We start from the raw sequence: 24,820 nt of genomic DNA, 5'->3' as shown, positions 1-24,820 counted from the left end.
GCTGTTTTTATTGCCTATTGCTCACTTTCGCCTAATGCAGGATCCATTTTGTTAGCAGCGATAACAAACGGTGTCCAAATCAAGAAAGTGACTACCATACATACCAACGCTACGATTGGTGCGCGCCAGTCGGCACCTGTCGCTAAGAAAGATAATAGCAACGGCGGTGTCACCCATGCGACTTGTTGAGAAACTGGGGCGACTAGCCCAAGATACGTTGCAACCCAGCCAATTGTAGTAGCAACTAATGGCGCAATTACAAATGGAATAAACATAATTGGATTAAGAACAACTGGTAAACCAAACATAATCGGTTCATTGATATTAAAGATTCCAGGTCCTAATGATAATTTACCGACTGTTAAATAATCTGCTCGTTTGGAGAATAACAAGATTGCAATAATTAGGACAATTGTACCGCCTGAACCACCAAACCAAGCAAAAGCATCAAACGAACCACGGACCCACATGTAGGCTTTACCGTCGTCAATAGCGGCTAAAACCGCAGCTGTTCCTGTTTTTCCTTCATAACCTTTTTGGAAAATATCAATATTGATTAATTGTGCTTGTCCCCAAATTCCTTCAAGAACTGGTGCCAAAACGTTTGGCCCATGAATACCAAAGAACCAGAAAATTTGAACAAAAACCGTTACGATTAACACAGCGCCTAGTCCTTGTGATAACCCAAGGAACGGTTCCGCGATATATTTTTGAATTAAGTCAATTAATAATTGACCGCCTGAAAGTTTTGACACCGTAAAGTTAATAATCGCTACGACATACAACGCGATTGTTGCTGGTAAAATTGCCGCAAACGCTTTTGAAACTGCTGGCGGAACAGAATCAGGCATTTTTATTGTTAAATCCGCTTGCATTAATTTACAAAAAATAATGGTTGATAAAGCGCCCATAATCATCACTGTAAAGAAAGCGTTACCATTTAGATGGTTGAGATTTAACCAACCCCATGGATTGACAGTCAATTGATTATTAGCAATTGACGCACCAATTTCTGCCCCATTAATTGCGTTGGCAATCTTTTCTGGTACTTTTACAGCTAATTCAGCTGTGTTATTTGGTGCAAAAGCAACACCTGAAATTAAGGTAGCTAAACTGACAATCCCACCAGCTAGCTCATTCACATTGTATGCTTTCGCTAAGTTATAGCCCCAAGAAAAAGCGAAAATCAAACCAGCGATAGCCAATGTACCATTCCAAACAAAACCATTAATCCCAATGATGACATTCAATACTGCAAAAATACCTTTGTCTGCTTCCAAACTTGCCGCATAAGTTGAGACAAACTCTTGGGGAAGATCTCGAATAATTGCGTTAATCATTACGGCGACTGATCCAGCCATTGTCGCAGGTAATGTACCAATAAAAGCATCCCTTAGTGCCACCAGATGTTTCTGTGCACCAATTTTTGCGGCAGTTGGTAAGATATATTTTTCCATCCATGCCATTAATCCGTTCATTTTTATTCCTCCTGTATCCATTTATATTTATTAAAAAGGCAGTAGCCTCATTAAACGAATGAATCGAGCGTACAAAACAAAACCTTTGGTAACATGCACTATCCTTATTTGCTATTCACTTTTCCTAAACGTTTTAATTCCTTATCCCATTAATGAGATTGCTTGATCTAAAACTTTTTCGCCATTCATCATGCCATAATCTGCCATGTTAATTACATCTAAAGGAATCCCTTTTGGTTGTAATTTTTGTTCAAATTGCCCTTTCATGAAACGAACTTGTGGACCTAAAAGTAAAACATTCACCTCTTTATTTTCCAAGTTTGTATCTGCTTCAGAAGCCGATACTGCAAAGATGTCTGCTTCCATGCCACGATCTTCTGCTGCTTTTTGCATTTTTGTTACTAATAAACTTGTGCTCATTCCTGCGGAACAAACTAACATAATTGTTTTTTTTGCCATTTTTTCTTCATCTCCTTAAAAGTTATGACGTTATACACTTTATTTATAGCAATAATTGTGCCAAGTTTTTTCCTCATTAAAATACTGATATAACAGCTTTTGTCATCGAAAAAAGCGTGCACACACTAAAAGAAAACGCTTACACACATGAAATTGTGTGTAACTTACAAAAAGAAAACATCAAGAAAAAAGAGAGCGTTTTCTCATTTCTTGATGTTTTTTTATTTATTATTGTTTACTTTTAATTTCATTTTCTAAAAACATTTGGGTAACATGCGCAACTTCTGCTTCCGGGATCGTCACACGATACGCCCGTTCAATTAACATAAAATTCGTGCGTACGACATCGATTTCTAAACGATGTGTTTTAACATATTCCGCTAAGTTTGGAAAAGTTCTTGCTTCTTCTCCTTTAATTAAAGCATCTACCAGAAAAGCCAAATGAATCATGATTCCGGCATCCACCCCTGGTTCAACAATAATATGCATGTCTGTTTGTATTTGATGAACTGTTTTTTGTAACATGAGAATTAATTTTTGTAAGGAGTCCACAGAAGTAATAACGCCACTTAGGGAATGAACAATTGTATCAATCGCCACTTCATCACTAGCAATCCGTTTCAATACATTTAATTTTTCATCATCAAAAATATCATAGACGGAAAAGAAGGGAATATTTTGATATTCAACATCCACAGTTCCCGCAATGGCCTTAATTTCATATTCTTCCATCAAGTTGTCGATATGCTTTTTAAACGTTTCTCGTTCAATAAATTGCATTTGAATCAGTTCCACTTTTGTTTCATCAATAACTGGTAAGATTCGTTGGTATAGTTTTGCGGCGACCCCTTCTCCTGTAAAGCACGTCACGATTACTGCTTTTTTTACGTTTTGACGTTTTTGCAGACTAGAGCGAAATTGTTCTCTCACAACGCTTTCAAAAGAAAGTTGAATATTTTGGTAAATGTCCTCTAAACTTCGTCCCACGCTTGCCATTCGAATAGCTTCTAAGACAATCATTGTGCTCGTCATTGTAATCGCCTTTGTTCGGATACCTGTTTCTTCAAACAACATATTTCCAAACGAATTTAATGAACCCATATCCGTCAGTAATAAAATCCCATTATTTAACGATTCTTTTTGCGTAATTACTTGGTTTCGTAATTGTTCATACATTGTTTGAACTTCCATCGTTAACGGCATATTCATCGCTGTTCCGATTGATGTTCCTAAAAGTTCTTGGGCGGTTTTCAACATACTTGAGGCAGTAGAATCCCCATGCATTAAGACGAACACACCAACATTATTTTCTGGAGTTCTTTCTTCTTTACCGACATTAATAGATAAAAACATACTAATAAAGCCAATTTCATCGAAAGGAATCTCTATGTTGTTCTCTTCTTCAATAATAGAAGATAAATCTAAGGCTACTTGAAATTCTTTTTTCATGTTTTTACGGACATTATTTAAATCAGGATGGACAATCACATGACCTTCTTTGACACGTTCAATCGTACTTTGTAAATGAAGCGCAAAGGCAAAGCGCGCAGTTTCGTTGTACGTGTGTTCCAAACGCTCTTCTGCGATATCATAAAGACGATTCGTTAAGTCCCAAATAGCTTCTGGTAATAACTCCTTATGTAAAGAATGTTGGGTTAATTCTTCGACATAATTTTTAAAATACGCATTCATATCTTTAGAAATCAATTCTTCTAAATCAACATTTTCTAAGTCAGCTTCAGACAAGTCAGCGACTTTTTCTTCGATTTCATTGTAAACTTGCATGTCTCTAGCTGGATCTTGCGACCAAACAATTTTGTTGGTGCCTGGCTGGAAAGATAAATAATTACTTTTACTGTCGACAAATTGATCCAAGCGCTCAGGCACTTCTTTAATTTTTAATAATCCTTTTTGGACAGGTAACGACAAATCCCGTTTACGGATAACCAAATGTTCTAAATTGTGCGTCCGATAATAAAGAAATGACTTAGCACAAACTAATTTTAAGTCCCGCTTCACCTGACCAATATTTCCTTCTGCATCGTATAACATGAACGCCAAAACTGCTTCGCGTTCGATATCAATTTGTTGGCCCAAACGTGTTGCCTCTTGCTGAATAAATAACGAAATGATGGCATAACGCTCATCTAGCGTCCGTGCATCTAAAGATGGTAATGTAATCGACATCGGAATCCGCCGATTAAAAGTGGTTAAAAAGTTTTCTGAGGATTCCGTTGTCGCACCAATAATTTGAACAGAGGCTTCATAGGTTTGGCCACTTTCTCCTAATGGACGGTACACGCCTTTATCAATAAACGTAAAGAGCATTTCTTGACCTTCTGGCGGTAAGCGATGAATTTCATCTAAAAAGAGAATCCCGCCATCTGCTTTTGCCATTAAGCCTGGACTATCTTCATTCGCACCAGTATAGGCGCCTTTTTTTACGCCAAAGATATGACCAAATAATAATTGTGGGTTTTGTGCATAATCAGCACAATTAAAAGAGACAAAAGGGGCATCTTCATCTAAGGTTTTTGAATCAATTGCAAAACGGTACATACATTCAGCAAAAAGAGATTTCCCTGTTCCTGTTTTCCCAAAAATAATCGTATGCAAACCTCTTGGTGGATATAAAATAGCCGCCTTGGCCTGCTGAATACTCACTTTTAAAGAATCATTGGCACCTACTAATGTGTCAAAACTAACAGAGGTGGACTCATCTACATGGACTTGTTCTCCTTCATTGATTGTTGGCACTGAATAGATAACAGGACGTCCAGTACTTCTAGTAATTTTCTTTTCTTTGAATAATTCATTTAAATAACGGCTGGCATTACTGCGATCAATCATTAACTGTTCTGCTACCGCTCCTGCCGTTAAGCCAGTTTCATTTTTTTGAAGTAACGCTAAGATTTCTTCCTTCCGAGATTTCATGGAATCCTCCTCGATACAACGTTCTGCTTGAAGCTCGTAAAGCGTTATTTCTTCGCTTTACGAGCTCCTTTGTTTTTCGTGTTTTTCTTTTTGTTTTTCTTCTTTTTGCGTGTTTCTTGTGGTTCTTTGACAACAGAATTTACTGTTTCTGGTTTTCTTTCTTTCGTACTCTTTTTTTCTGAATACGTATCTTTGGCTACGTTCTTTTTTTCTAGTTCATCTTTGGCTTTTGGCTGCTCATGAAGTGCACCATCATATAAAAAGATTTCCTGATAAGGAATGGCCAATTGTTTCATCAAACGTTGATAATCCCTTTTGGTGCCATCGTTGATAAACGTAATCACTGCCCCTTGTGCACCCATCCGGCCAACGCGACCAGAACGATGAATATAGCTCTCTTCGGTTAAAGGAACATCTACGTTTACGACGTAAGGGACCCCTGTGAAATCTAAGCCCCGTGCCGCAATATCCGTGGTTAATAACAACTTCACTCGTTCTGCTTTAAATTGATCGATCGCCAATTTACGCAACTGTTTACTTTGATCTGAAGCCAGACCAATAGCTGGCACATTCTCATAAACTAATTTTTCTTCTGCTGCACCTAAATCAGCAACTTGATTGAAAAAGACCATGCTTCTGAATGCTTCTGTATGGGCCAAACGACGTAAGTAATCAGCTTTTTTTCTTGGTGCTAACCGAATAAAGTAGTGGGCGACTTGGCCTGCTGAAGTATCTTCTTCCGTCACATCAATCACCTGTAATTTTTGGCTTAAAGATTGCGCTTGATTCACGACACGATCAGCAGTCGCTGAATAAAAAACAAGTTGGTATTCGGTTGGTGTGTGTGTCAAAATTTGCTTGGTTAAACTTAGCTCTTCCTCTTGGAAAAGTTGATCAACTTCATCCATTACGATTGTTTTTAACAACTGAGCTTTGACTTTTTTATTCTTCATTAACTCTAAAATTCGACCTGGTGTTCCGATTAACACTTCGGGACGTTTTTTTAACTTGTCAATCTGGCGTGAAACATTTGCCCCGCCGATTAACGTTTGAACCGTTAATTGAAGTGGCTTAGCCCAAGTCCGAGCAACTTCAGCAATTTGCATAGCTAATTCTTGAGACGGAGCAATAATCAACAATTGATTTCCCTGTCCTTTTTCAACAGTTAATAGTAAAGGCAGCATGTAAGCAAGTGTTTTTCCAGTTCCTGTCGGCGAAATTCCTAAAACATTTTCTCCTTCGCGAAGGGGCGTAAAACTTTTTTCTTGAATTGTTGATGGTTCGTTAAAGCCAGAAGCTTGCCACTGTTCTTGCCAAGCCTCTGGAAGTTGTTCTAAAAATCTCATATTGTTCCTTTCCTATCGCTTAATTCTTATTTATCAGCATCAAAAATAATGCCGGCACTATGACGTAAATCAGTGACTACTTTATTGACATTTCGAGCAAGCTCAACCCATTCTTCATACTTGGTGCCCCAATACTTATCTGTTGGGTTATTTAAAACTGCTGCAAAATCACGGGCTTCTTCAATCATTGGATTATCGGCTACTTGAATATCTAAGACATCACGTTCTTCATGTGCGCGATCATGGTACTCAGCCGAAGAAATAGCATTGACACTATCTAAAATCAAGGTCCCGTTTTCAAAGTAAATTTCGGATGGCGCAAAAGAATCACTAATTTTCCCAGTGTTTAACGTCACGTCAAACTGATCATATCGTAAAATAATTGTTCCTAAGCCATCGACACCTGTCGCAATTTTACTAGCAAAATAATGGCTTTCGTTTGGTACGCCAAACCAGCCCAAGGCTGCATAAACTAAATAAACGCCTAAATCTGCTAAGGCTCCCCCAGAAAAATGAGGAGAAAAAATATTTGGCTCTTTGCCTTCTAATACTTGATCATAGCGAGAAGAATATTTCATATACGTAAAATTCGCACCTAAAATTTGGTTTTTTAATGGCAATAATTCAGCAATTTTTTGGAAACTTTGCTCATGAATATTACGGGCCGCTTCAAAGAAATACACACGATTTTTATTCGCTAATTCAATAATTTCTGCCATCTCATCAGGTGTTGAAAAAGCTGGTTTTTCAACAATTACATTTTTTTTCGCTAAAATTGCTTGTTTCGCTTGTTCAAAATGTAATGAATTTGGTGAGGCAATATAAACCGTATCCATATGTGCAATACCAAAAAACGTCTCTAAATCAATTGCATATTCCACATCCCCATAGCGAGAACCAAATTCTTGTGCCGTTGCTAGTTTCCGAGAATAAACAGCCGTTAAATCGTACGCACCCGTTTCTAAAGCTGCTGCAACAAATTGATGACTAATCCAATTGGTACCAATTACGCCTAAATGTATCATAATCAAAAACCTCCATTTTTTGTTTATTTACTCTCTTTATAATAGTAATCTCTCGTACAAAAGTCACGTAATTACCCTGCCTTAAAGCGCTAGGAGTTCTTCAAGTTATTTATTAGGATCATCAAATGCCTGTAATAAATCAAAGGTTACCTGTGACTTAAGTTCAATCGTTGCTGGTGTTACGTGGCAATTGTAAGCAAGGACTTGCACACCTTGATCAATTGCAGCACCCAGATTTTCAGCAAAGGCAGGTTGCATCTCTTGGTGAATCGTTGCTTGCTTAATTTCTTCAAATTGGACCACAAACAAAACGTAACAGCGGTAACCCGCTTTAGTTGCAGCCATTAGTTCAGTGACATGCTTCAAGCCACGAAGTGTTGGCGCGTCAGGAAAAGCACCGATGCCTTTATTTTCTAAAGTCATGCCTTTCACTTCGACAAAAGCTTGTTCGTCTGCATCCGTTTCCACTAGAAAATCAAATTTTGAATGTGCAAATCGTTGCTCACGTTTAACAGTTTGGATCGTACCAACTAAACTAGGAAGCACAATTTGACCATTTTTTAACGCTTCATTGACTAATGTATTCGGTACTTGGCTATCAATATTAATCCAAAAAGAACCTTTTTTTACTGCAATCAAATCGTAATCTGTTTTTCTTTTAGGCGATGGTTGATAACTAAGCGCCACAACAGCACCTGGTAAAAAAACTTCTTTCCCTCTGCCAGTATTTTTGACATGTGTGATTACTTCTTCATTCGTTTCCATTAAACGACAGTGTGCAATAAACCGATTGGGTCGTTCGATAAAATAAGCAAGTTGGACATTCGGGTACTTCATACACAGACTTCCTTTCTTACACACTATACCATAAAAAAACAAGGAAAAGTATAGACCAAAACCAACAATTTTACTATCTTGTGTCAATCATTAAATATTTGTCAATTCTCAGCGATTTAGTCGAATATTTTAGACAAGTTCTATATAATAAAGGTAACGAAGACGAATAAATGAAAATGAAGGTTAGGAGGAATTTCTTTGAAAAAACATTGGACTTTCTTGGTTGGTGCATCTTTACTTACTGGATTAGCAGGCTCTATCCTCTGGAAAAAAAATAAACAGCTCCCTTCCCCACAGGAGCTTCAACACAACTATACTGGGCATTGGTGGTTTGTGGACGTGAAGAAAGCCACGCAACACACCTTAGAAATCACCTCATCTTTCAATGTTTTCATTGATGGCAAACAAACGCATGCCTTGCTTGTTGAATTAACCCCTAAACGCTTAGTTATCTTAGACAAGTTAGGTTACCATTTAATCATTCAATGTGAAAATGGTGTCCCTGCGACGCTTTACGATGAAGCCGACGACGAAACCTACACACTAGAACGGGCTATTTACAATTAATAAATCACCCACGACACATAAAATGAAGTATGTGCGGTGGGTGATTTATTTTTTTTACATCCCTTGCAAAAGCATTCAGAAAGTTTTCTTACAACTTGAATATTATTAAATAGTCAAATGCGCCTTTTTCTGATAAACTTAGGATGATGTTTTTTTGAAAGGATGAGCCCCTATGACACCAAATCGCGAAGACTATTTAAAATTAATTTTTGAATTAGGTGGCGACGAAGTTAAAGTGAATAATAAACAAATTGTTTCTGGACTCGATGTTTCGGCAGCTTCGGTTAGTGAGATGATTTCAAAGTTAGTAAAAGAAGATTTGGTTGAGCATTCTCCTTATCAAGGGGTACAATTAACTGAAAAAGGCTTAAAAAAAGCGAGTACGTTAATTCGCAAACACCGAATCTGGGAAGTCTTTTTAGTAGAGCACTTAAATTACACTTGGAATGATGTGCACGAAGAGGCAGAAGTTTTAGAACATGTTACTTCACAGACGCTTGTGAACCGTTTAGCGGATTATTTAAATCATCCAGAATTTTGTCCACACGGTGGTGTTATTCCCGAAGATAATCAACCCATTCATGAGGAGAAACGCCAAACGTTAACAGACTACCCTGTTGGCACAAAAATTCGGATTGCACGTGTCTTAGACGAAAAAGAATTACTGGATTATTTAGTTTCCATTGATTTAAATATTCAAGAAGAATATACGATTAAAGAAATTGCTGCATATGAAGGACCGATCACCATTTATAATGAAAACAAAGAGCTATCCGTCAGCTTTAAAGCAGCAAACACAATTTTTGTTGAGCCGTTGATTAGAGAAAGTGAGGAAAACTAATGAATGAAAAAGTAGCATTATTTACTATTTTCGGGGGGACAGGTGATCTTGCCAAACGCAAATTGTATCCTTCCCTGTTCCGCTTATATAAAAAAGGATTATTAGCTGAGCGTTTTGCGGTGATTGGTACCGCACGTCGGGAATGGACAGACGAATACTATCGTGAAATCGTTCGTGAAACCATTCAAGACTTAAATCCCACGGCCGAAGAGGCAACTGAATTTTCTAGTCATTTCTATTACCAATCACATAATGTGAATGATACGGAACATTATAATACCTTAAAAGAATTATCTGATCGCCTAAATGAACAATACCACTTAGAAGGCAATCATGTTTACTATTTAGCTATGGCCCCTCAATTCTTTGGAACCATTGTTAATCACTTGAAATCACAACATATTATTTCGGAAGAAGGCTTTGATCGTCTAATTATCGAAAAGCCATTTGGTTCTGATTATGAATCTGCCTACGAATTAAATGAAGAAATTCGTGCTGCATTTCCTGAACAAGATATTTTCCGAATTGACCATTACTTAGGCAAAGAAATGATCCAAAATATTTCAGCCATTCGTTTTGCCAATAATATTTTTGAATCACAATGGAACAATCGTTACATTGATAATGTCCAAATCACCTTCGCTGAAAGCTTAGGTGTCGAGGATCGTGGCGGCTATTATGACCACAGTGGCGCACTAAAAGATATGGTTCAAAATCATATTTTACAAGTCGTTGCATTGCTTTCTATGGAGCCTCCTGTTGCCTTTTCTGAAAAAGAAATTCGGACTGAAAAAGTAAAAGCTTTACGTGCCATCCGCCTTTATTCTGAAGAAGAAGCCCTTCAAAATTTCGTGCGTGGACAATACGGCGAAGGTCAGCTAGCTGATCAAACATTTGCAGCCTATCGTGATGAACCGAATGTGGCAGAAACTTCATCCACTGAAACTTTTGTTGCTGGTAAATTTTTAATTGATAATTTCCGTTGGTCTGGCGTCCCTTTCTATGTTCGCACAGGTAAACGATTAACTGAAAAAGGCACACGCATTAACATCGTCTTTAAACAAGTACCTATTAATGTCTTCAAAGATGATACGTGTGAAGAATGCGATAAAACCGATTTACCACCGAATGTTTTAACTATCTATATCCAACCAACTGAAGGATTTTCATTAACCTTAAATGGAAAAGAAATCGGTCAAGGGTTTAATACAACTCCAGTGAAACTTGATTTCCGTCAAAGTGCTGAAATGACTGAAAATAGTCCAGAAGCATATGAAAAACTTCTATTAGACTGCCTAAATGGCGATAGTACAAACTTCTCTCATTGGGACGAAGTTGCCCAATCTTGGCGCATTGTTGACATTATTCGACATGCTTGGGATAAAACAGACGTTTCTTTCCCTAATTATGCCGCTGGCACAATGGGCCCGCAAGCTGCCTTCGACTTATTAGAAAAAGATGGCTTTACTTGGGAATGGCAACCAGATAACTGGTACCGTGACCGCGGTCAACTTGATCAATAAATAAGCCAAAAAAGATCCGCTAGTTAACGACTAGCGGATCTTTTTTCTTGTTTATTCGAATCCTTCAGCAACCGCTTCTGGATAATTTTCTTCAACAATGTGTGCACAACGGCCACAAAGTGTTGGTAATTTTTCATCTGAGCCGACATCTTGACGAACGGAACGACAACGGTCACACGTTTCGCCTTCTGCTTTTTCAACTAAAATAGCCATGTCTTCAAATTGAACAGCTTCACTAGGTGCTACTTCTTTTGATACTTCAAAGTCGGAAACAATTAGTAATTGAGCAATATCTGCATCAACAGCTGTCATTAATTGACGAATTTGTTCATTTGGATAAACGGTCACTTTGGCTTCTAACGATTTACCGATTAATTTAGAATGACGAGCTTCTTCCAACGCTTTTAAGACATTGTCACGGAAATCCATAAAGGCTGCCCATGTATCCATCAATTCTTCTTCATTAGTAAACGTTTCGTAACCTGGGAATTCAGCTAATTGCACATACTCTTCTTCTTCTTGTAAGAAACTCCAAATTTCTTCCGCTGTATGTGGAATAATTGGTGTCAATAGTTTTGTTAATGAAACCAATGTTTGATAGAAAACAGTCTGCATACAACGACGTTGATAATCGTTTTCAGCTTCAATATAAACGACATCTTTCGCAAAGTCTAAATAGAAAGAAGATAAATCTACAGTTAAGAAGTTCATAACTGTCCGATAAATATGCATGAAATTATATTTTTCATAACCATTTTCACGGATTTCTTGAATGACTTGATTTAAACGAACCGTCATGTATTTATCTACAGAACGTAAATCAGCATAAGCTACAGTATGCTCAGCTGGATTAAAATCACTCGTATTCGCTAACAAGAAACGCATAGTATTACGGATTTTCCGGTACACTTCAGATACTTGGTTTAAGATATCCATTGAGACACGCACATCGGCTTCCGCGTCAACACTACTTACCCACAAGCGTAAGATATCTGCCCCCATTTGATTGATAACTTTTTCAGGTAAGATAGTATTGCCTAACGATTTACTCATCTTACGGCCTTCGCCATCGAGAACCATCCCTTGAGAAATGATTGATTTATAAGGCGCTACCCCATTGATAGCAACACTTGTTGTAATACTTGAGTTAAACCAACCACGATATTGGTCAGAACCTTCTAAATACATATCTGCTGGGAAAGTTAACTCTTCTCTTTCTCGTAAAACTCCTTCATGTGAAGAACCTGAGTCAAACCAAACGTCCATGATATCTGTTTCTTTGGTAAACTCGCCATTTGGTGAACCTGGATGTGTAAAGCCGGCTGGTAGTAACTCTTTTGCTTCACGCATAAACCAGATATTTGATCCATGTTCTGCAAATAAATTCGCTACATGTTCAATTGTTTCTGGCGTAATGATGGCTTCCCCGTTTTCAGCATAGAAGATCGGTAATGGTACACCCCACGCTCTTTGGCGAGAGATTACCCAATCACCACGGTCACGAATCATATTATATAAACGTGTTTTTCCCCAAGGAATTAGCCAGTCAACTTTCTCAACTTCATCTAAAATATCTTGACGGAATTTAGAGATTGAAGCAAACCATTGTGGCGTTGCACGATAGATAACTGGTTTTTTGGTACGCCAGTCATGTGGATAACTATGCGTAAAGAAATCTAATTTTAATAACGCGCCTTTTTCTTCTAATAACTCAGTAATCATTGGATTCGCTTTGTCATAGAAAATTCCTTCAAAACCAGGTGCTTCATCTGTAAAGACCCCACGGCTGTCAACAGGAGAAATAACAGGTAAATCATATTTACGGCTAACGATATAGTCATCTTCACCATGCCCTGGTGCGGTATGAACTAAGCCAGTCCCAGCATCTAGCGTCACGTGGTCGCCTAGCATAACAAGTGATGTTCGATCATAGAATGGATGTTGAGCTGTCATACGATCTAATTTTTCACCAGAAAATTCTCGCAAGACTTCTACTTCTTCCCAACCAACCGCTTCTTTAACTGTTGCTAATAAATCTTTAGCAATTACAAATTTACGACCGTCTGCCTTCACTTCAACATACGTAAAATCAGGATTAACTGAAATACCTAAGTTGGCTGGTAATGTCCAAGGGGTTGTCGTCCAGATGACGAAGGCTGTCTCGTTATCTAAAAGACCTTTACCATCGGCCACATTAAAAGCTACGTAAATAGAAGGTGATTTTACATCTTTGTATTCAATTTCTGCTTCTGCTAAAGAAGATTCACTTGAAGGAGACCAATAAATTGGTTTTAAGCCTTTATAAATATAGCCTTTTTCTGCCATCTTACCAAAAACACGAATTTCTGCTGCTTCATACTCTGGATCTAACGTAATATATGGATGTTCCCAATCGCCTGACACACCTAAACGTTTAAAATCGTTACGTTGTTTGTCGACTTGTGATAAGGCATACTCTTTACATTTTTCGCGATACTCAGCGACAGTCATTTCTTTACGTTTAACCCCTTTATTGGTTAACACTTGCTCAATTGGTAAACCATGAGTATCCCAACCAGGCACATAAGGAGAACGGAAACCAGACATTGATTTTGAACGAATAATAATATCTTTACTGATTTTATTCAAAGAATGTCCTAAATGAATATTTCCGTTTGCATACGGAGGGCCATCATGTAAAACAAAGGTTGGTTTTCCTTCGTTTAATTTTTGACGTTGTTCATATAAGCCTTTTTCTTCCCAGTCTTTTTGCCATTCTGCTTCACGGTTTGGCAAGTTCCCACGCATTGGAAAAGCTGTTTTTCCTAATTGCAATGTTTCTTTCATTTTCATATGCATTTGCCTCGCTTTCATTTTATCGATTTAATTGTGTTAGTTCATACTAAAGATGAACGATAGCTGATAAAAGTAGATAAAAAAAGAGTACTCCATCCCAAGGGACGAAGTACTCGTGTTACCACCCAAATTCAAAGTAGAGTTGCCCCTACTTTCTCTGAAATTGATAACGGTAATTATCCGGCAGTTCCTACTCAAGTGTTCAGAACTGCATCTAGGATAGAGGATCTGTTTAATGCCAGTGTCTGTCAAACTTTCACTATCATTGACTCGCTGCTAAGAATAAACATTAAACGTTCTGTTCTATCTATTTTGATTCTTCTTCAATTGTTTCTTCAGTGACTTCAATTACAGGCTTTTTTTCTACTACAGCATCTGTGTTCTCTTCAGAGTTTACAACAGTTTCATTTTCGTTGTCAAGGTCTTGTTCATCAAGAATTTCCTTAACTGCTGTATGTTTGTCTCCGACATAACTAGAAAAAGGCTTTAAAATCTCTTCCCACTCTTCACTCTTCACTTGCTCTAATTGAGTTTCAAGCATTAAGCTTAAGCGTTGATGGAAGACACGTGTTTTCTTCTTCAAGTCTTCTGTTTCCCCAGCTAATTGACGGGCACGTTCAATTGCTTCTGCTAAGATTTGTGTTGATTTCGCTTCAGCATCTGCAATCATTGCATTTGATTTACGTTCAGCTTCTACCAAGGTTTCTTTGGCTTGGTTATCTGCCGAAGTGATAATCATTTCTGATTCTTTATTGGCACTTGATTTCACTTTATCAGCGGTATCTTGTGCAACAATAATTGATTGGTTCAATGCATCTTTTAATTCATTGAAGTATTGTAATTTTTCTTCTGCGTGTTTTAATGATTTCTCAAGTTCACGATTTTTTTGTAATGCATCTTCATAATCACGTGTGACTTGATCTAAAAAGTCATCTACATCGTCTTGGTTATAGCCTCTCATTTTTGTTGAGAAGTCTTTGTTTTGAATATCTAATGGAGTTAATGCCATATTCCTTCACCTCTTTGGATTATTTTTGTAAAACCCCTTATGAACACATTCTCATACTAATCCTGAAATAGCAAATATCTTACTTTTTTTATTATACACAACTTCGTCTGAATGAACAGCCAAAATGGTTTTCTTAAACAAAAGTTCGAGATTATTTTCTCAATACCCCTAAGAGGACACGAAATTTTTCTTTCTTTGTTTTTCCTTCTAATTCTTGAATCTGAAGGCGCCCAAATCCTCGTATCGAAACAATATCTAATAAGTCTAAAGCAAAATCTGGTCGTGTCGTTTCTGTCCAATTGACTTTTACTTTACCAGATTCGATCAATTGTTTTGATCGCTGCCTTGAAATATTAAATACGGCGGAAATCACACTATCCAGCCGCAAAGAGCTCATAGTCGTTCGCTCTTCTTGCCAACCATCCTTCGGTATCAAAATTTGTGTATAATCCCGCTCTTCTAAGCGAACAGTAATTTTACCAATTTTGTCGACTTGGTTAACAACGAAGCCAGCTACTTCTTGTGCTATAAAAACCTGCCACTTATCACCATCGGAAATAATATCTCCAAAGGCTTCCCTACGAACCCCAACATTCATCAAGGTGCCTAAAATTTTCCCATGAGATAATGTCGCAAATTTAGATGGATAAATAATTTCAAATAATACAACACCAAAATCTGTCTCTTCTGGCATGTAATACGCTGGATAAATCAAGCAGCGTTTTCGTTCTGCTTGCTCATAACTACCATAAAAAGTAAACGATAAATCACTGTTTTGTCGAATCAACGTTTCCAAAATATACGCCTGTCTAGGATCAAGAAAGTCTGTCAAATAAGGCGCGTATTGCATCTCCACTTGCTCTAGCCAATCCCCGACAGTGTCAATAAAAGGATGTTCATCTTTGCGGAAATGTTGATACACATTTGCGTTCATAGATAAATCATCCTTTCTAAAAGTTATTAATAAACAATAGCTCGTAAAATGACTGCTAAGCCACCCGCTGCTAGGTTAAGGACAATAATCCCTACCATTACGTTAAATCCAACCATTCCAATCCTTAAATTCAAACGGTCAAACAAACTTAAGTATGGTTCACAAATTCTAGAGAGCAAACGCCCGAAAGCAGAATCATATGCTCCTGGAAACCATGAAAGTAGCGCGTAAATCACTAGTAATCCTGAATAGATTTGAACGCCTTTGTATAATAGAGTAATCAGTGTTGCGATAATAACACCTCCCTAAGGCTTAGAAATCAAAGAATTGTTTGTTGGCTAAAGATTGTGCTGTCGCACTATCAACTTCCATATTCGCTGGTGTGCATAAGAAGATTTCATTGCCAACGCGCTGAATATCTCCGTCTAAAGCATACACAGTACCAGTTAAGAAATCAACGATGCGTCGTGCTTGGTCTTCTTCTACTAATGTAAAATTAACTAGCACAGCTTCTTCAGCAAATAAATGTTTCGCAATGCTCATTGCTTCTGAATACACACGTGGTTCAATAATAGTAATTTTATGTGTTTTTGCATTGGCGGTGCTTTCTTGTGCTCGTCTTGTATTCGTAGTCGCTGATTGATTAGAACTACGCATAGAAACCACTTTATTCTCTGTGTAAGCAGCTTGTTGTGTGTCTCTTTCTTGATGCGCTTCAGCAGAACGATAGCGTGCAGAAGGTTTTTCAACTACAGGCTCACTTTGTTGTGTATAAGCTGGCTGACTGTAACTTTCCTGTTGTTGAACAGGGCGTTGTGGTTTAGGCCGAGCTGCACGACGCGGTGGTTCATTAACTGCTTTGCGCTCTTCATATTCTTCGTAGTTATCATAATAATCATCTTCTTCGCCAGATAAGCCAAAAAAGCTCGATAACGCATCCCTGTTAAAAATTGACATAAATTCCTCTCCTTTACGCATCTCTGAATAACGCTGTTCCGATTCGTATAAAAGTTGCACCTTCTTCAACTGCGATTGGGAAATCGTTACTCATTCCCATGCTAAGTTCTGTACAAGGAGCAAAAGATAAATGTTTCTCATTTACGGTCATTTGCAGCTCTTTTAATTCTCTAAATGTTGCATGTAATACTTCTTCACTTGCCCCAAAAGGTGCCATAGTCATTAGACCGACGATTTGAATTTTGTCCAAATCAGCAAGTTCTTGAATGAAAGGTAAGACGTCTTCTTTACGAAAGCCGTGCTTGCTTTCTTCCCCAGTTATATTCACTTCAACAAAACAACGAATAACTTTCGTTGCTCTTTTTTGAATTTCTTTGGCTAGACTCAGACTATCTAATGCATGAAAATAATCTATCTCATTAATAATTAATTTTACCTTCCTACGTTGTAAATTACCAATTAAATGCCACTGAATATCATTAAATTTTTCCAATCCAGCTTTCTTTTCTAGTAACTTATCTACTCGGTTTTCAGCTAAATTCTGGACACCAAGCTGAACAAGCTCTGCTGCTTCCTCAATTCCTACTGATTTAGTGACGCCAATCATTGTCACATCAGCAACAGAGCGCTGTGAGCTTTTGCATGCTAGCTGAAGTTGATTATTAATATTTGTTAAGTTTTCAGCTATCATTTCTAATCGATGCTCCTTATCGTTTTCTGCGGAAAAATGGTGGCGTACTTAATTCGTCATCATTGTGATTTGGTTCTTCACGGTGGAATGTGTCAAATTCTTTTTTGTCTACTTGTTCTAATGAAGATTCATCAACTTTTGGACGTGTATTTTGTTCTCTGCGAATATCCCAATCGCCAAAAGCACTTGCTTCTTCTTGTGATTTTGGTTGATCCATTTCCACAGATTGAGTTGTTTGTTGCATTGGTTGAACCGCTTGTCTTGTTTGACGGTGCGGTTTTCTATCCTTTTTTGATTCATCAATACCTGTAGCGATTACTGTTACACGAATTTCGTCGCCTAAATCTTCGTTGATTGATGTACCTAGGATGATGTTCACATCACCTGAAGCAGCATTTGTAACGATATCTGAAGCATCTTGCGCTTCAAACAAGGTCATATCTAAGCCACCAGTAATGTTTAATAAGACTTGTTCCGCACCATCGATTGATGTTTCTAACAATGGTGAAGAAATAGCTTTTTTCGTTGCTTCAATTACGCGTTCTTCGCCGCTCGCTACACCAATTCCCATTAAAGCTGTTCCTTGGTTTTCCATCACTGTTTTCACGTCAGCAAAGTCCAAGTTTACGTAACCTGGCGCAGTGATTAAATCTGAAATCCCTTGAACACCTTGACGCAATACATTATCAGCTTCTCTAAATGCTTCAAGCATTGGCGTTTTCTTGTCAACGACTTCTAATAAGCGGTTGTTTGAGATAATTAGTAGTGTATCAACGTTTTCTTTTAATAAGGCAATTCCTTCAGCGGCAAAACGACCACGTTTTGGACCTTCAAAACTAAATGGACGAGTTACTACACCAACTGTTAAAGCGCCTAATTCTTTAGCGATTTTTGCAACTACTGGGGCAGCACCTGTACCAGTTCCGCCACCCATACCAGCAGTAATGAAAATCATATCCGCGCCTTGTAATGATTCTGAAATCACTTGTTCACTTTCTTCTGCAGCTTTTTGGCCAACTTCAGGTTGTGAACCAGCACCTAAACCACGAGTGTATTTAGGGCCTAATTGAATCACTGTTTCTGCTTTTGAATGTTTTAATGCTTGAACGTCTGTATTGGCTGTGATAAATTCCACGCCTTTAACGTTTTCTTCGATCATACGGTTTACAGCGTTTCCGCCGCCGCCACCTACACCGATAACTTTAATGACTGCACCGTTGTTAATGTTATTGTCTAATGAAAATTCCATGATATCGTATCCTCCTGTTTGTGTGATTAGTCGAAAATGTTCGAGAAGAAGTCTTTGATTTTGCCTGTCACTTTTTCACCAGACTCACGTTCGTTGAATTCTTCGTATTCTTCTTGAGGCTGTTCAGCATATGTGTCATAGCGAACTTCTTGTTGGACAGCGACTGATTGTGCTGGTTTCGATTTTTCACCAGGGATTGCATATTTGGCAATGTGATAAATATCGTTTAGTTGCGCTGAATATTCCACAATGCTAATGACATTAGCAAAGACTGGGTTACGTAAGCCCATGTGATTTGGTACGTATAGTTTTACGTTGGCTTCAAAAATCTCTTGCGCCAAATCGACAATACCTGGCATACTAGCGGCGCCACCAGTTAACACAACGCCTCCAGGTAATTCAAACGCATCAATTTCATCCAGAACTTCTTTTGATTTTCTCAAAATTTGTTCCACACGCGCTTCAATAATTTCTGAAAGGTAACGTTCGTCCACTCTTACAGGCTCTGACTTACCGATAACATCAACAGGAAACTCTTCGTTTGCTGAAGTTCTTTCTGGATAAGCATCCCCATAATTAATTTTTAAGGCTTCGGCGTTGTTAAAAGAAGTATTCAATACGATTGAGATATCTTTCGTGATGAACTCGCCGCCTTCTTGGTTAACATGAGTAAATTTCAATTGTTTGTCGTGGATAACAGATGTCGTTGTTTGACCGCCACCCATATCAATGACAATTGTTCCAAAGTCTTTTTCGCCATCTGTTAAAATTGTTTCTGTTAAAGCAAGCGGTGTAATCACTAATTCGTTAATTCCTAAGCCAGCTTTTTCAACACATTTACGGATGTTATGGATGATTGTTTTTGGTCCAGTATAGACAACGCCAAACATCTCCATGCGAACGCCAAGCATTCCACGTGGGTCTTTGATGCCTTCAAAGCCGTCGACGGTAAAGTCTTGCGGTAAGATTGCAACAATTTGACGTTCAGGAGGAGTTGAACGAACCAAAGCTGCAGATGCGACGTTGCGCACATCCTCATCTGTAATTTCTTTTGATTCACTGCTAACAGCTATCATTCCTTGACAGCTTTCTACTTCTAATAAATTCGCTGGTAATCCAACATTTACGCTTTTAATTTGAATGCCGGCTTTTTCTTCGGCTTGTCGAACGGCCCGTTGGATTGCTTGAACTGTTTGATCAATATCGACGACAATCCCTCGATTCAAACCGTCTGATTTTGCATTTCCAACGCCGATGATGTTCATTTGACCTTCAATATATTCAGCGACAACTACTTTGACAGAAGTTGTACCAATATCGAGGCCTACATACATTCCTGTTTTTGCCATGAACGGAATTCCTCCTCCTATTAATTCCAATATCTAAGCGGACAAAGGCGTCCGTTTAACTATCTCTTTTTTAGTATTATTCACTTCTTCCAATTTTACCATAAAAATGGGGGTTTTAGAAAGCAGATTATACGAATTTGTTCGTTAATTTTTGAAACATTTTTGTAAAAAACTTATTCTGCTTGTTGCACTTCTTGATTTTCTCCATTTGTCGGCGTACCATTATTCGCTTCATCCGTTGCTGCGCCTGCATTTGGGTCCACAACTTCTTGATTTTCAACCGCTGAATCTTCGGAAACTTCACTGCCCGTTTCTTCACTTTCTTTTTCATACGGATAAGAAAAAATGCCGACTTCCATATCAACGATTCCAGGTTTGTCCATTTGCTCGGCTACTTGTGAATAATAAGCCATTTTTTCACTTAAATCAGAAATATTAACAATCACTCGATTTCCATCATTCATATAGACATTAATCAAGTCTTTATTGGTTTTTGATGGTGCATATTTAATTTCTGAAATTCCTTGTTTAATTTCTTGAGGTAATTTGTTGTAAGAGGCCATTAATTCAGGGATTAATTTATCCTCTTTGAAATTCTCAAAAATTGGTTTGCCACTTTCAGCAGCTTTGGTGGTTTCCGCCAAAGTTTTACCATTCTCTAAAATCGGATGATAGCCGCCTTTAGTCGCAGCAAGAGCGACAATTTGATACTCTTGAATATCAATTTTAAATGAATTAATACCATTTAACTTAATGTTCGCCTTTTTTATAATTGGAAACTTTTTCTGAATATTTGCAGAAAAATAATTTCTATTTGAATACTGCTCCCATAAGCCACTGCCCGTTTCAAGTTTTGACTGCTGAATAATCGCTTGGCTCTCCACACTTTTGTTACCTGAAACTGTTACTTCACTCAATCGACTAAGAGGCGAAACAAAATACAATGCCACTAAAATGGCTGTCCCTAAACAAGTTAAAATAAAGGCTAAACGCCTATATAAGCGCTTGTTCCGTGTTTTCTTAACGTTCGGTAAACGATCTGCAAAATGCTCCTCTTCTTCCACTGTTTCTTGTGGAAGATGTTGTTGAGGCTCTTCTTGACTTTGTTCTTGTAAAGTGATGGTGACTTCTGCTTGTTCGTTTTCACCTTTTGAAGCAGCTTCTTCCGCTTGCTTCTTCAAATATTCTTGGTTTTGTTTTTGCCAAGGTGTCAGTTCAGGTTGAGACTCTTCCGATTTTTTTGGAGGTAATGGTTTTCTTTTTTTGAATATATCGTTCTCGTTACTAATCTTCCACACCTCCTATCTCAGACTAACGTTTTCACAACTTGATACAAACGATCACTTGCATCTGGGATGCCTTCCCCTTTGGACGCCGTTGCCATCTGTTGTCTTTTTTCATTGTTTAATAAAATATCATCAATTGCCGCAACTAAACGAGCGCCGGTCAATTCTGCATCTGGAATCATTTCAACAGCACCAACTTTTACTAAGCTTTGCGCGTTTTTCGTTTGATGATCATTCGTGACGTAAGGACTCGGAATTAAAATTGCTGGTAATCCTAATGCGGTGAACTCCGCAATTGAGGTTGCTCCTGCACGTCCCACCATTAAATCGGTATTAGCCATCACTTCAACCATTTTATCAATATACGGTTGCACACTTATGTTTGTCAATTTCTTTTCAGAAAGCTTTAGACTTTCTTGAAGTTCCTGATAATATCTTTCTCCTGAAGCGTATAAAACTTGATACTCTCTCTCTTCAAACAAAGGAAAGGCCTGTTCAAACGCTTGATTGATTTTCAAGGCGCCACGACTTCCGCCAAATAAAACCACCGTTTTCTTTGCTGGATCTAAGCCAAACTCTGATAAAATAGCTGACTTTTCCACCGTTACGACTTCTTGTCCCCGCGGGTTCCCTGTCAAAATTGTTTTTTCTTTCGGGAAAAAACTAGCGACATCCGGAAAACAAATCGCAATTTTATCTACATAACGACTTAAAAATTTATTTGTCATTCCAGGGATACTATTTTGTTCATGAATAATTGTCGGTATTTTTAATTGGTGGGCCGCATAAACCACTGCACCAGAAACATAACCGCCTGTACCAATGACCACATCTGGTTGAAATTCACGAATAATTTTTTTTGCTTTATTAATGCTTGTTAAAAATAAATACATTGTTTTAAAATTTTGAGGACTTAGCGAACGCCTGAATCCTTGAATTTTAATCGTTTTAAATGGAATTTTCGCCTTTGGCACAATTTGACTTTCTAGACCATTTTCTGTTCCCACATACAAGAATTCTGTTGCAGGTGCTTCTTTTTTGACGTGTTCGACGAAGGATAACGCAGGATAGATATGCCCACCTGTGCCACCACCAGTTACTAGTATCTTCATTTTCTCACATTTCACTTTCTTTTAATTGTTGAACAGCTTGCATAAAGGCTTCCCCGCGTACTTCGAAATTCGGGTATTGATCCCAACTTGCGCAAGCAGGTGATAGTAAAATAGTATCATCTTTTTCCGAATAATCAAAGGCAATGGTAACCGCCGTTTGAACATTTTCAGCAAATAAAATTGTTTCAATGTTCGCTTTTTTAGCAGCTTCCGCCAATTTTTCTTTGGTTTCTCCAAATAAAACAATTGCTTTGAGTCCCAGCAGAGCAGGAACCAATTCATCAAATGAGTTACCGCGATCCAAGCCACCTGCAAGTAAAAGTAGCTTTTGGTTGTCAAACCCACTTAACGCCATCTCTGTAGCTAAAATATTGGTTGCTTTTGAATCGTTATAAAAACGTCTTTGCTGAACTTCGCCAACAAATTGCGTTCGATGGGGAACGCCTGAAAAGTTTGTCAAAGTTTGTCTAATCTGAGCATTCGATACATTTTTTAATTTAGCTACACAAATCGCTGCGAGTGCATTTTCAATATTGTGACTGCCAGGAATCCCTAGCTCATCGGCGGGCATAATATATTCTTCATTGAAATATAATTTCCCATCTAAAAGATAAGCCCCTTCTACTGCTTCTTTCGTTGAAAAAGGCAATACGTTGGCAGCTGTGGTTTTAGCTAACGTTTGAAGCTCTACTTGATTCCAATTTAAAATCAAGGTGTCATCTGCGGTCATGTTTTTTTGAATGGCCCATTTTGCAGCAACATATTCTTTCCGCGAACCATGATAATCCAAGTGTGCCTCAAAAATATTTGTAATTACTGCAATTTGTGGGTGAAACGTCTCAATTCCCATTAACTGAAAACTAGAAAGTTCCATCACAAGATCATCCTTGGCTGTTGCTTCTTGAGCCACCGTACTCGCTGGAAAACCAATATTTCCCGCCAAACGTGCCTCACCAGCCGTTCTGTCAGCGTTTAGCAGTAAACCAATCATCGTGGTCGTGGTTGTTTTGCCATTGGTGCCCGTAATGCCGACAATTGGACATTCGGCAATTTGACCTGCTAATTCCACCTCAGTTATGATAGGAATTTTCCGAGTTAGTGCTTCTGCCACAAGTGGGTTTGTATAAGGAATGCCAGGATTTTTAACAATTAGTTCAAATTCTTCATCCAACAATTCAATTGGATGCCCCCCTGTAACAACACGAATACCCAAGGTTAATAAATCTTGGGCGTCAGGGTTTTGATCAAATTGTTTTGCGTCATTAACGGTAACGAGCGCACCTAACTCATGTAAGAGTTTCGCTGCGCTGACACCACTTTTAGCTAGTCCTAAAACCAACACTTTTTTGTTTTGATAGGTTGTTATTTTTTTCATTGTCAATTTCCCCTTTGATAGATTAGAAAAGAATCCATAATGTGATTCCTGAACAGATTAAACCGACAGACCAAAAGACAAAATCAATTTTCCATTCAGACCAACCACACATTTCAAAATGGTGATGAATTGGTGACATTTTAAAAATCCGTCGACCAAATAATTTAAATGAAGCAACTTGTAAAATAACACTTGCTGTTTCACAAACGTAGACAAGTCCAATTAAAAGTAGCGTCCATTCTTGATGCAAAATAATTGAAATTGCTGCTAACAATCCACCTAATGCTAATGAACCAACATCACCCATGAAGATTTTTGCTGGTTTTCTATTATAAGGGAAAAAGCCAATCAGCCCACCAATCACACTTAGGCAGATAATCACAACATCAAATTGTTGTTGTTTCCAGGCAATAATTGCATAAGTACCAAATGAAATTGTTCCTAAACCAGCAACTAAGCCATCAATCCCATCTGTCAAATTCACGGCATTAGAAAAACCGACTAACCAAAAAATAATAAACACGCCATAAAAAATACCTAACGGAACTTCTGCTACTCCAAACAAATCTAAGGTGTCTGAAAAGCCTTCACTTCGATAAACAAAGTAGAAAACCAACCCACCAAAAATTTGACCAATTAATTTTTGACGAGAATTCAAGCCCATGTTCCGTTTTTTAAAGACTTTAATGAAATCATCTAAATAACCTAGCAAACCGTATAATACTAAAATAAATAGAATAATTAGTAGAGACGGCGTAAATTGGTGGAAAAACAACCCCATTGCTAATGAAGTAATCAAGCTGGCTACAAGGAAAACGACTCCCCCCATTGTAGGGGTACCTGTTTTCACGCTATGCCAAGTCGGGCCATCTTCACGAGTAACCTGCCCTTGTTTTTTCATTTGAAAATAGCCAATGAATAGTGGCATTACGCTCACTGTAATGGCAAAACTCACCACTATGGGAATAAAAATCTGTGTCCACTCCATGTTATCTCTCCTAATTATTCTACGT

General features: G+C 38.1%; 21 protein-coding genes. 3 read left to right on the top strand and 18 right to left on the bottom strand.

From position 1 onward, the window contains the following. Positions 1 to 14 precede the first annotated feature (14 nt). The 6 genes from PYW42_RS04215 to sfsA all read right to left on the bottom strand — a co-directional run bounded on the left by PYW42_RS04215 (position 15) and on the right by sfsA (position 8,079). Positions 15 to 1,478 carry a PTS sugar transporter subunit IIC gene (locus PYW42_RS04215; RefSeq protein WP_002364646.1) on the bottom strand — a complete coding sequence of 488 codons (1,464 nt, stop codon included), beginning with the start codon at positions 1,476 to 1,478 and terminating at the stop codon, positions 15 to 17. A 141-nt stretch (positions 1,479 to 1,619) separates the two neighbouring features. After that, complete coding sequence (locus tag PYW42_RS04210) at positions 1,620 to 1,937, bottom strand: PTS sugar transporter subunit IIB (protein WP_002355913.1); 318 nt, start codon at positions 1,935 to 1,937, stop codon at positions 1,620 to 1,622. A 228-nt stretch (positions 1,938 to 2,165) separates the two neighbouring features. Next, a complete protein-coding gene (locus tag PYW42_RS04205) occupies positions 2,166 to 4,871 on the bottom strand; it encodes a sigma 54-interacting transcriptional regulator (RefSeq protein WP_002355912.1) in 2,706 nt (901 codons plus the stop codon). A gap of 44 nt (positions 4,872 to 4,915) precedes the next feature. Beyond that, positions 4,916 to 6,217: a DEAD/DEAH box helicase gene (locus PYW42_RS04200; RefSeq protein ID WP_002366395.1), complete on the bottom strand. Its 1,302-nt coding sequence runs from the start codon at positions 6,215 to 6,217 to the stop codon at positions 4,916 to 4,918. Between the two features lie 26 nt (positions 6,218 to 6,243). Beyond that, entirely contained in the window at positions 6,244 to 7,242 is a 999-nt protein-coding gene (locus PYW42_RS04195) for a Gfo/Idh/MocA family protein (RefSeq protein ID WP_002355910.1), read from the bottom strand. Positions 7,243 to 7,347: 105 nt separating this feature from the next. Next, positions 7,348 to 8,079, bottom strand: a complete 732-nt coding sequence (gene sfsA, locus PYW42_RS04190) for a DNA/RNA nuclease SfsA (RefSeq protein WP_002388902.1) — start codon at positions 8,077 to 8,079, stop codon at positions 7,348 to 7,350. Positions 8,080 to 8,277: 198 nt separating this feature from the next. On the opposite strand from sfsA, the gene PYW42_RS04185 reads away from it, so the two are divergent. The 3 genes from PYW42_RS04185 to zwf all read left to right on the top strand — a co-directional run bounded on the left by PYW42_RS04185 (position 8,278) and on the right by zwf (position 11,010). After that, a complete protein-coding gene (locus PYW42_RS04185) occupies positions 8,278 to 8,646 on the top strand; it encodes a DUF4828 domain-containing protein (RefSeq protein WP_002355908.1) in 369 nt (122 codons plus the stop codon). Between the two features lie 172 nt (positions 8,647 to 8,818). Beyond that, positions 8,819 to 9,487, top strand: a complete 669-nt coding sequence (gene efaR / locus PYW42_RS04180; RefSeq protein WP_002358896.1) for a transcriptional regulator EfaR — start codon at positions 8,819 to 8,821, stop codon at positions 9,485 to 9,487. Next, a complete protein-coding gene (gene zwf / locus PYW42_RS04175; protein ID WP_002355906.1) occupies positions 9,487 to 11,010 on the top strand; it encodes a glucose-6-phosphate dehydrogenase in 1,524 nt (507 codons plus the stop codon). The genes efaR and zwf overlap by 1 nt, the downstream gene beginning before the upstream one ends. Before the next feature lie 51 nt (positions 11,011 to 11,061). Here the strand turns inward: zwf and ileS are convergent, their stop codons facing one another. The 12 genes from ileS to mraY all read right to left on the bottom strand — a co-directional run bounded on the left by ileS (position 11,062) and on the right by mraY (position 24,795). Continuing rightward, positions 11,062 to 13,842, bottom strand: coding sequence for an isoleucine--tRNA ligase (ileS, locus tag PYW42_RS04170; protein ID WP_002387984.1), 2,781 nt, complete (start codon positions 13,840 to 13,842; stop codon positions 11,062 to 11,064). Between the two features lie 310 nt (positions 13,843 to 14,152). Continuing rightward, on the bottom strand, positions 14,153 to 14,854 hold the full coding sequence (gene divIVA / locus PYW42_RS04165; RefSeq protein ID WP_002355904.1) for a cell division protein DivIVA: 702 nt from the start codon (positions 14,852 to 14,854) through the stop codon (positions 14,153 to 14,155). 151 nt (positions 14,855 to 15,005) lie between these two features. Next, positions 15,006 to 15,788 carry a YlmH family RNA-binding protein gene (locus PYW42_RS04160; RefSeq protein WP_002388789.1) on the bottom strand — a complete coding sequence of 261 codons (783 nt, stop codon included), beginning with the start codon at positions 15,786 to 15,788 and terminating at the stop codon, positions 15,006 to 15,008. Positions 15,789 to 15,814: 26 nt separating this feature from the next. Further along, the gene (locus PYW42_RS04155) at positions 15,815 to 16,072 is read right to left on the bottom strand and encodes a YggT family protein (protein WP_002355902.1); all 258 of its coding nucleotides are present in this window, start codon (positions 16,070 to 16,072) and stop codon (positions 15,815 to 15,817) included. Positions 16,073 to 16,100: 28 nt separating this feature from the next. Then, positions 16,101 to 16,745, bottom strand: a complete 645-nt coding sequence (locus PYW42_RS04150; protein WP_010816100.1) for a cell division protein SepF — start codon at positions 16,743 to 16,745, stop codon at positions 16,101 to 16,103. Positions 16,746 to 16,758: 13 nt separating this feature from the next. After that, complete coding sequence (locus PYW42_RS04145; RefSeq protein WP_002358890.1) at positions 16,759 to 17,436, bottom strand: YggS family pyridoxal phosphate-dependent enzyme; 678 nt, start codon at positions 17,434 to 17,436, stop codon at positions 16,759 to 16,761. A 16-nt stretch (positions 17,437 to 17,452) separates the two neighbouring features. Then, complete coding sequence (gene ftsZ, locus PYW42_RS04140) at positions 17,453 to 18,685, bottom strand: cell division protein FtsZ (RefSeq protein ID WP_002355899.1); 1,233 nt, start codon at positions 18,683 to 18,685, stop codon at positions 17,453 to 17,455. 26 nt (positions 18,686 to 18,711) lie between these two features. Then, the gene (ftsA, locus tag PYW42_RS04135) at positions 18,712 to 20,034 is read right to left on the bottom strand and encodes a cell division protein FtsA (protein ID WP_002355898.1); all 1,323 of its coding nucleotides are present in this window, start codon (positions 20,032 to 20,034) and stop codon (positions 18,712 to 18,714) included. Between the two features lie 173 nt (positions 20,035 to 20,207). Next, positions 20,208 to 21,332: a cell division protein FtsQ/DivIB gene (locus tag PYW42_RS04130; protein WP_002355897.1), complete on the bottom strand. Its 1,125-nt coding sequence runs from the start codon at positions 21,330 to 21,332 to the stop codon at positions 20,208 to 20,210. An 8-nt stretch (positions 21,333 to 21,340) separates the two neighbouring features. Next, positions 21,341 to 22,432, bottom strand: a complete 1,092-nt coding sequence (gene murG, locus PYW42_RS04125) for an undecaprenyldiphospho-muramoylpentapeptide beta-N-acetylglucosaminyltransferase (RefSeq protein WP_002388880.1) — start codon at positions 22,430 to 22,432, stop codon at positions 21,341 to 21,343. 4 nt (positions 22,433 to 22,436) lie between these two features. Beyond that, entirely contained in the window at positions 22,437 to 23,807 is a 1,371-nt protein-coding gene (gene murD / locus PYW42_RS04120; RefSeq protein WP_002373622.1) for a UDP-N-acetylmuramoyl-L-alanine--D-glutamate ligase, read from the bottom strand. Positions 23,808 to 23,829: 22 nt separating this feature from the next. Beyond that, positions 23,830 to 24,795, bottom strand: coding sequence for a phospho-N-acetylmuramoyl-pentapeptide-transferase (mraY, locus tag PYW42_RS04115; RefSeq protein ID WP_002355894.1), 966 nt, complete (start codon positions 24,793 to 24,795; stop codon positions 23,830 to 23,832). Positions 24,796 to 24,820: the final 25 nt, after the last annotated feature.

The organism is Enterococcus faecalis, from assembly GCF_029024925.1.
GTDB classification, from domain to species: domain Bacteria; phylum Bacillota; class Bacilli; order Lactobacillales; family Enterococcaceae; genus Enterococcus; species Enterococcus faecalis.
Note: the sequence above shows the minus strand (reverse complement) of the source record. Positions and strands in the feature narration are given on the sequence as shown.

Coding starts and splice junctions, on each gene's coding strand:
- PYW42_RS04215 (WP_002364646.1), bottom strand. CDS start 1,478: ATGAACGGATTAATGGCATGGATGGAAAAATATATCTTACCAACTGCC.
- PYW42_RS04210 (WP_002355913.1), bottom strand. CDS start 1,937: ATGGCAAAAAAAACAATTATGTTAGTTTGTTCCGCAGGAATGAGCACA.
- PYW42_RS04205 (WP_002355912.1), bottom strand. CDS start 4,871: ATGAAATCTCGGAAGGAAGAAATCTTAGCGTTACTTCAAAAAAATGAA.
- PYW42_RS04200 (WP_002366395.1), bottom strand. CDS start 6,217: ATGAGATTTTTAGAACAACTTCCAGAGGCTTGGCAAGAACAGTGGCAA.
- PYW42_RS04195 (WP_002355910.1), bottom strand. CDS start 7,242: ATGATACATTTAGGCGTAATTGGTACCAATTGGATTAGTCATCAATTT.
- sfsA (WP_002388902.1), bottom strand. CDS start 8,079: ATGAAGTACCCGAATGTCCAACTTGCTTATTTTATCGAACGACCCAAT.
- efaR (WP_002358896.1), top strand. CDS start 8,819: ATGACACCAAATCGCGAAGACTATTTAAAATTAATTTTTGAATTAGGT.
- zwf (WP_002355906.1), top strand. CDS start 9,487: ATGAATGAAAAAGTAGCATTATTTACTATTTTCGGGGGGACAGGTGAT.
- ileS (WP_002387984.1), bottom strand. CDS start 13,842: ATGAAAATGAAAGAAACATTGCAATTAGGAAAAACAGCTTTTCCAATG.
- divIVA (WP_002355904.1), bottom strand. CDS start 14,854: ATGGCATTAACTCCATTAGATATTCAAAACAAAGACTTCTCAACAAAA.
- PYW42_RS04160 (WP_002388789.1), bottom strand. CDS start 15,788: ATGAACGCAAATGTGTATCAACATTTCCGCAAAGATGAACATCCTTTT.
- PYW42_RS04150 (WP_010816100.1), bottom strand. CDS start 16,745: ATGTCAATTTTTAACAGGGATGCGTTATCGAGCTTTTTTGGCTTATCT.
- PYW42_RS04145 (WP_002358890.1), bottom strand. CDS start 17,436: ATGATAGCTGAAAACTTAACAAATATTAATAATCAACTTCAGCTAGCA.
- ftsZ (WP_002355899.1), bottom strand. CDS start 18,685: ATGGAATTTTCATTAGACAATAACATTAACAACGGTGCAGTCATTAAA.
- ftsA (WP_002355898.1), bottom strand. CDS start 20,034: ATGGCAAAAACAGGAATGTATGTAGGCCTCGATATTGGTACAACTTCT.
- murG (WP_002388880.1), bottom strand. CDS start 22,432: ATGAAGATACTAGTAACTGGTGGTGGCACAGGTGGGCATATCTATCCT.
- murD (WP_002373622.1), bottom strand. CDS start 23,807: ATGAAAAAAATAACAACCTATCAAAACAAAAAAGTGTTGGTTTTAGGA.
- mraY (WP_002355894.1), bottom strand. CDS start 24,795: ATGGAGTGGACACAGATTTTTATTCCCATAGTGGTGAGTTTTGCCATT.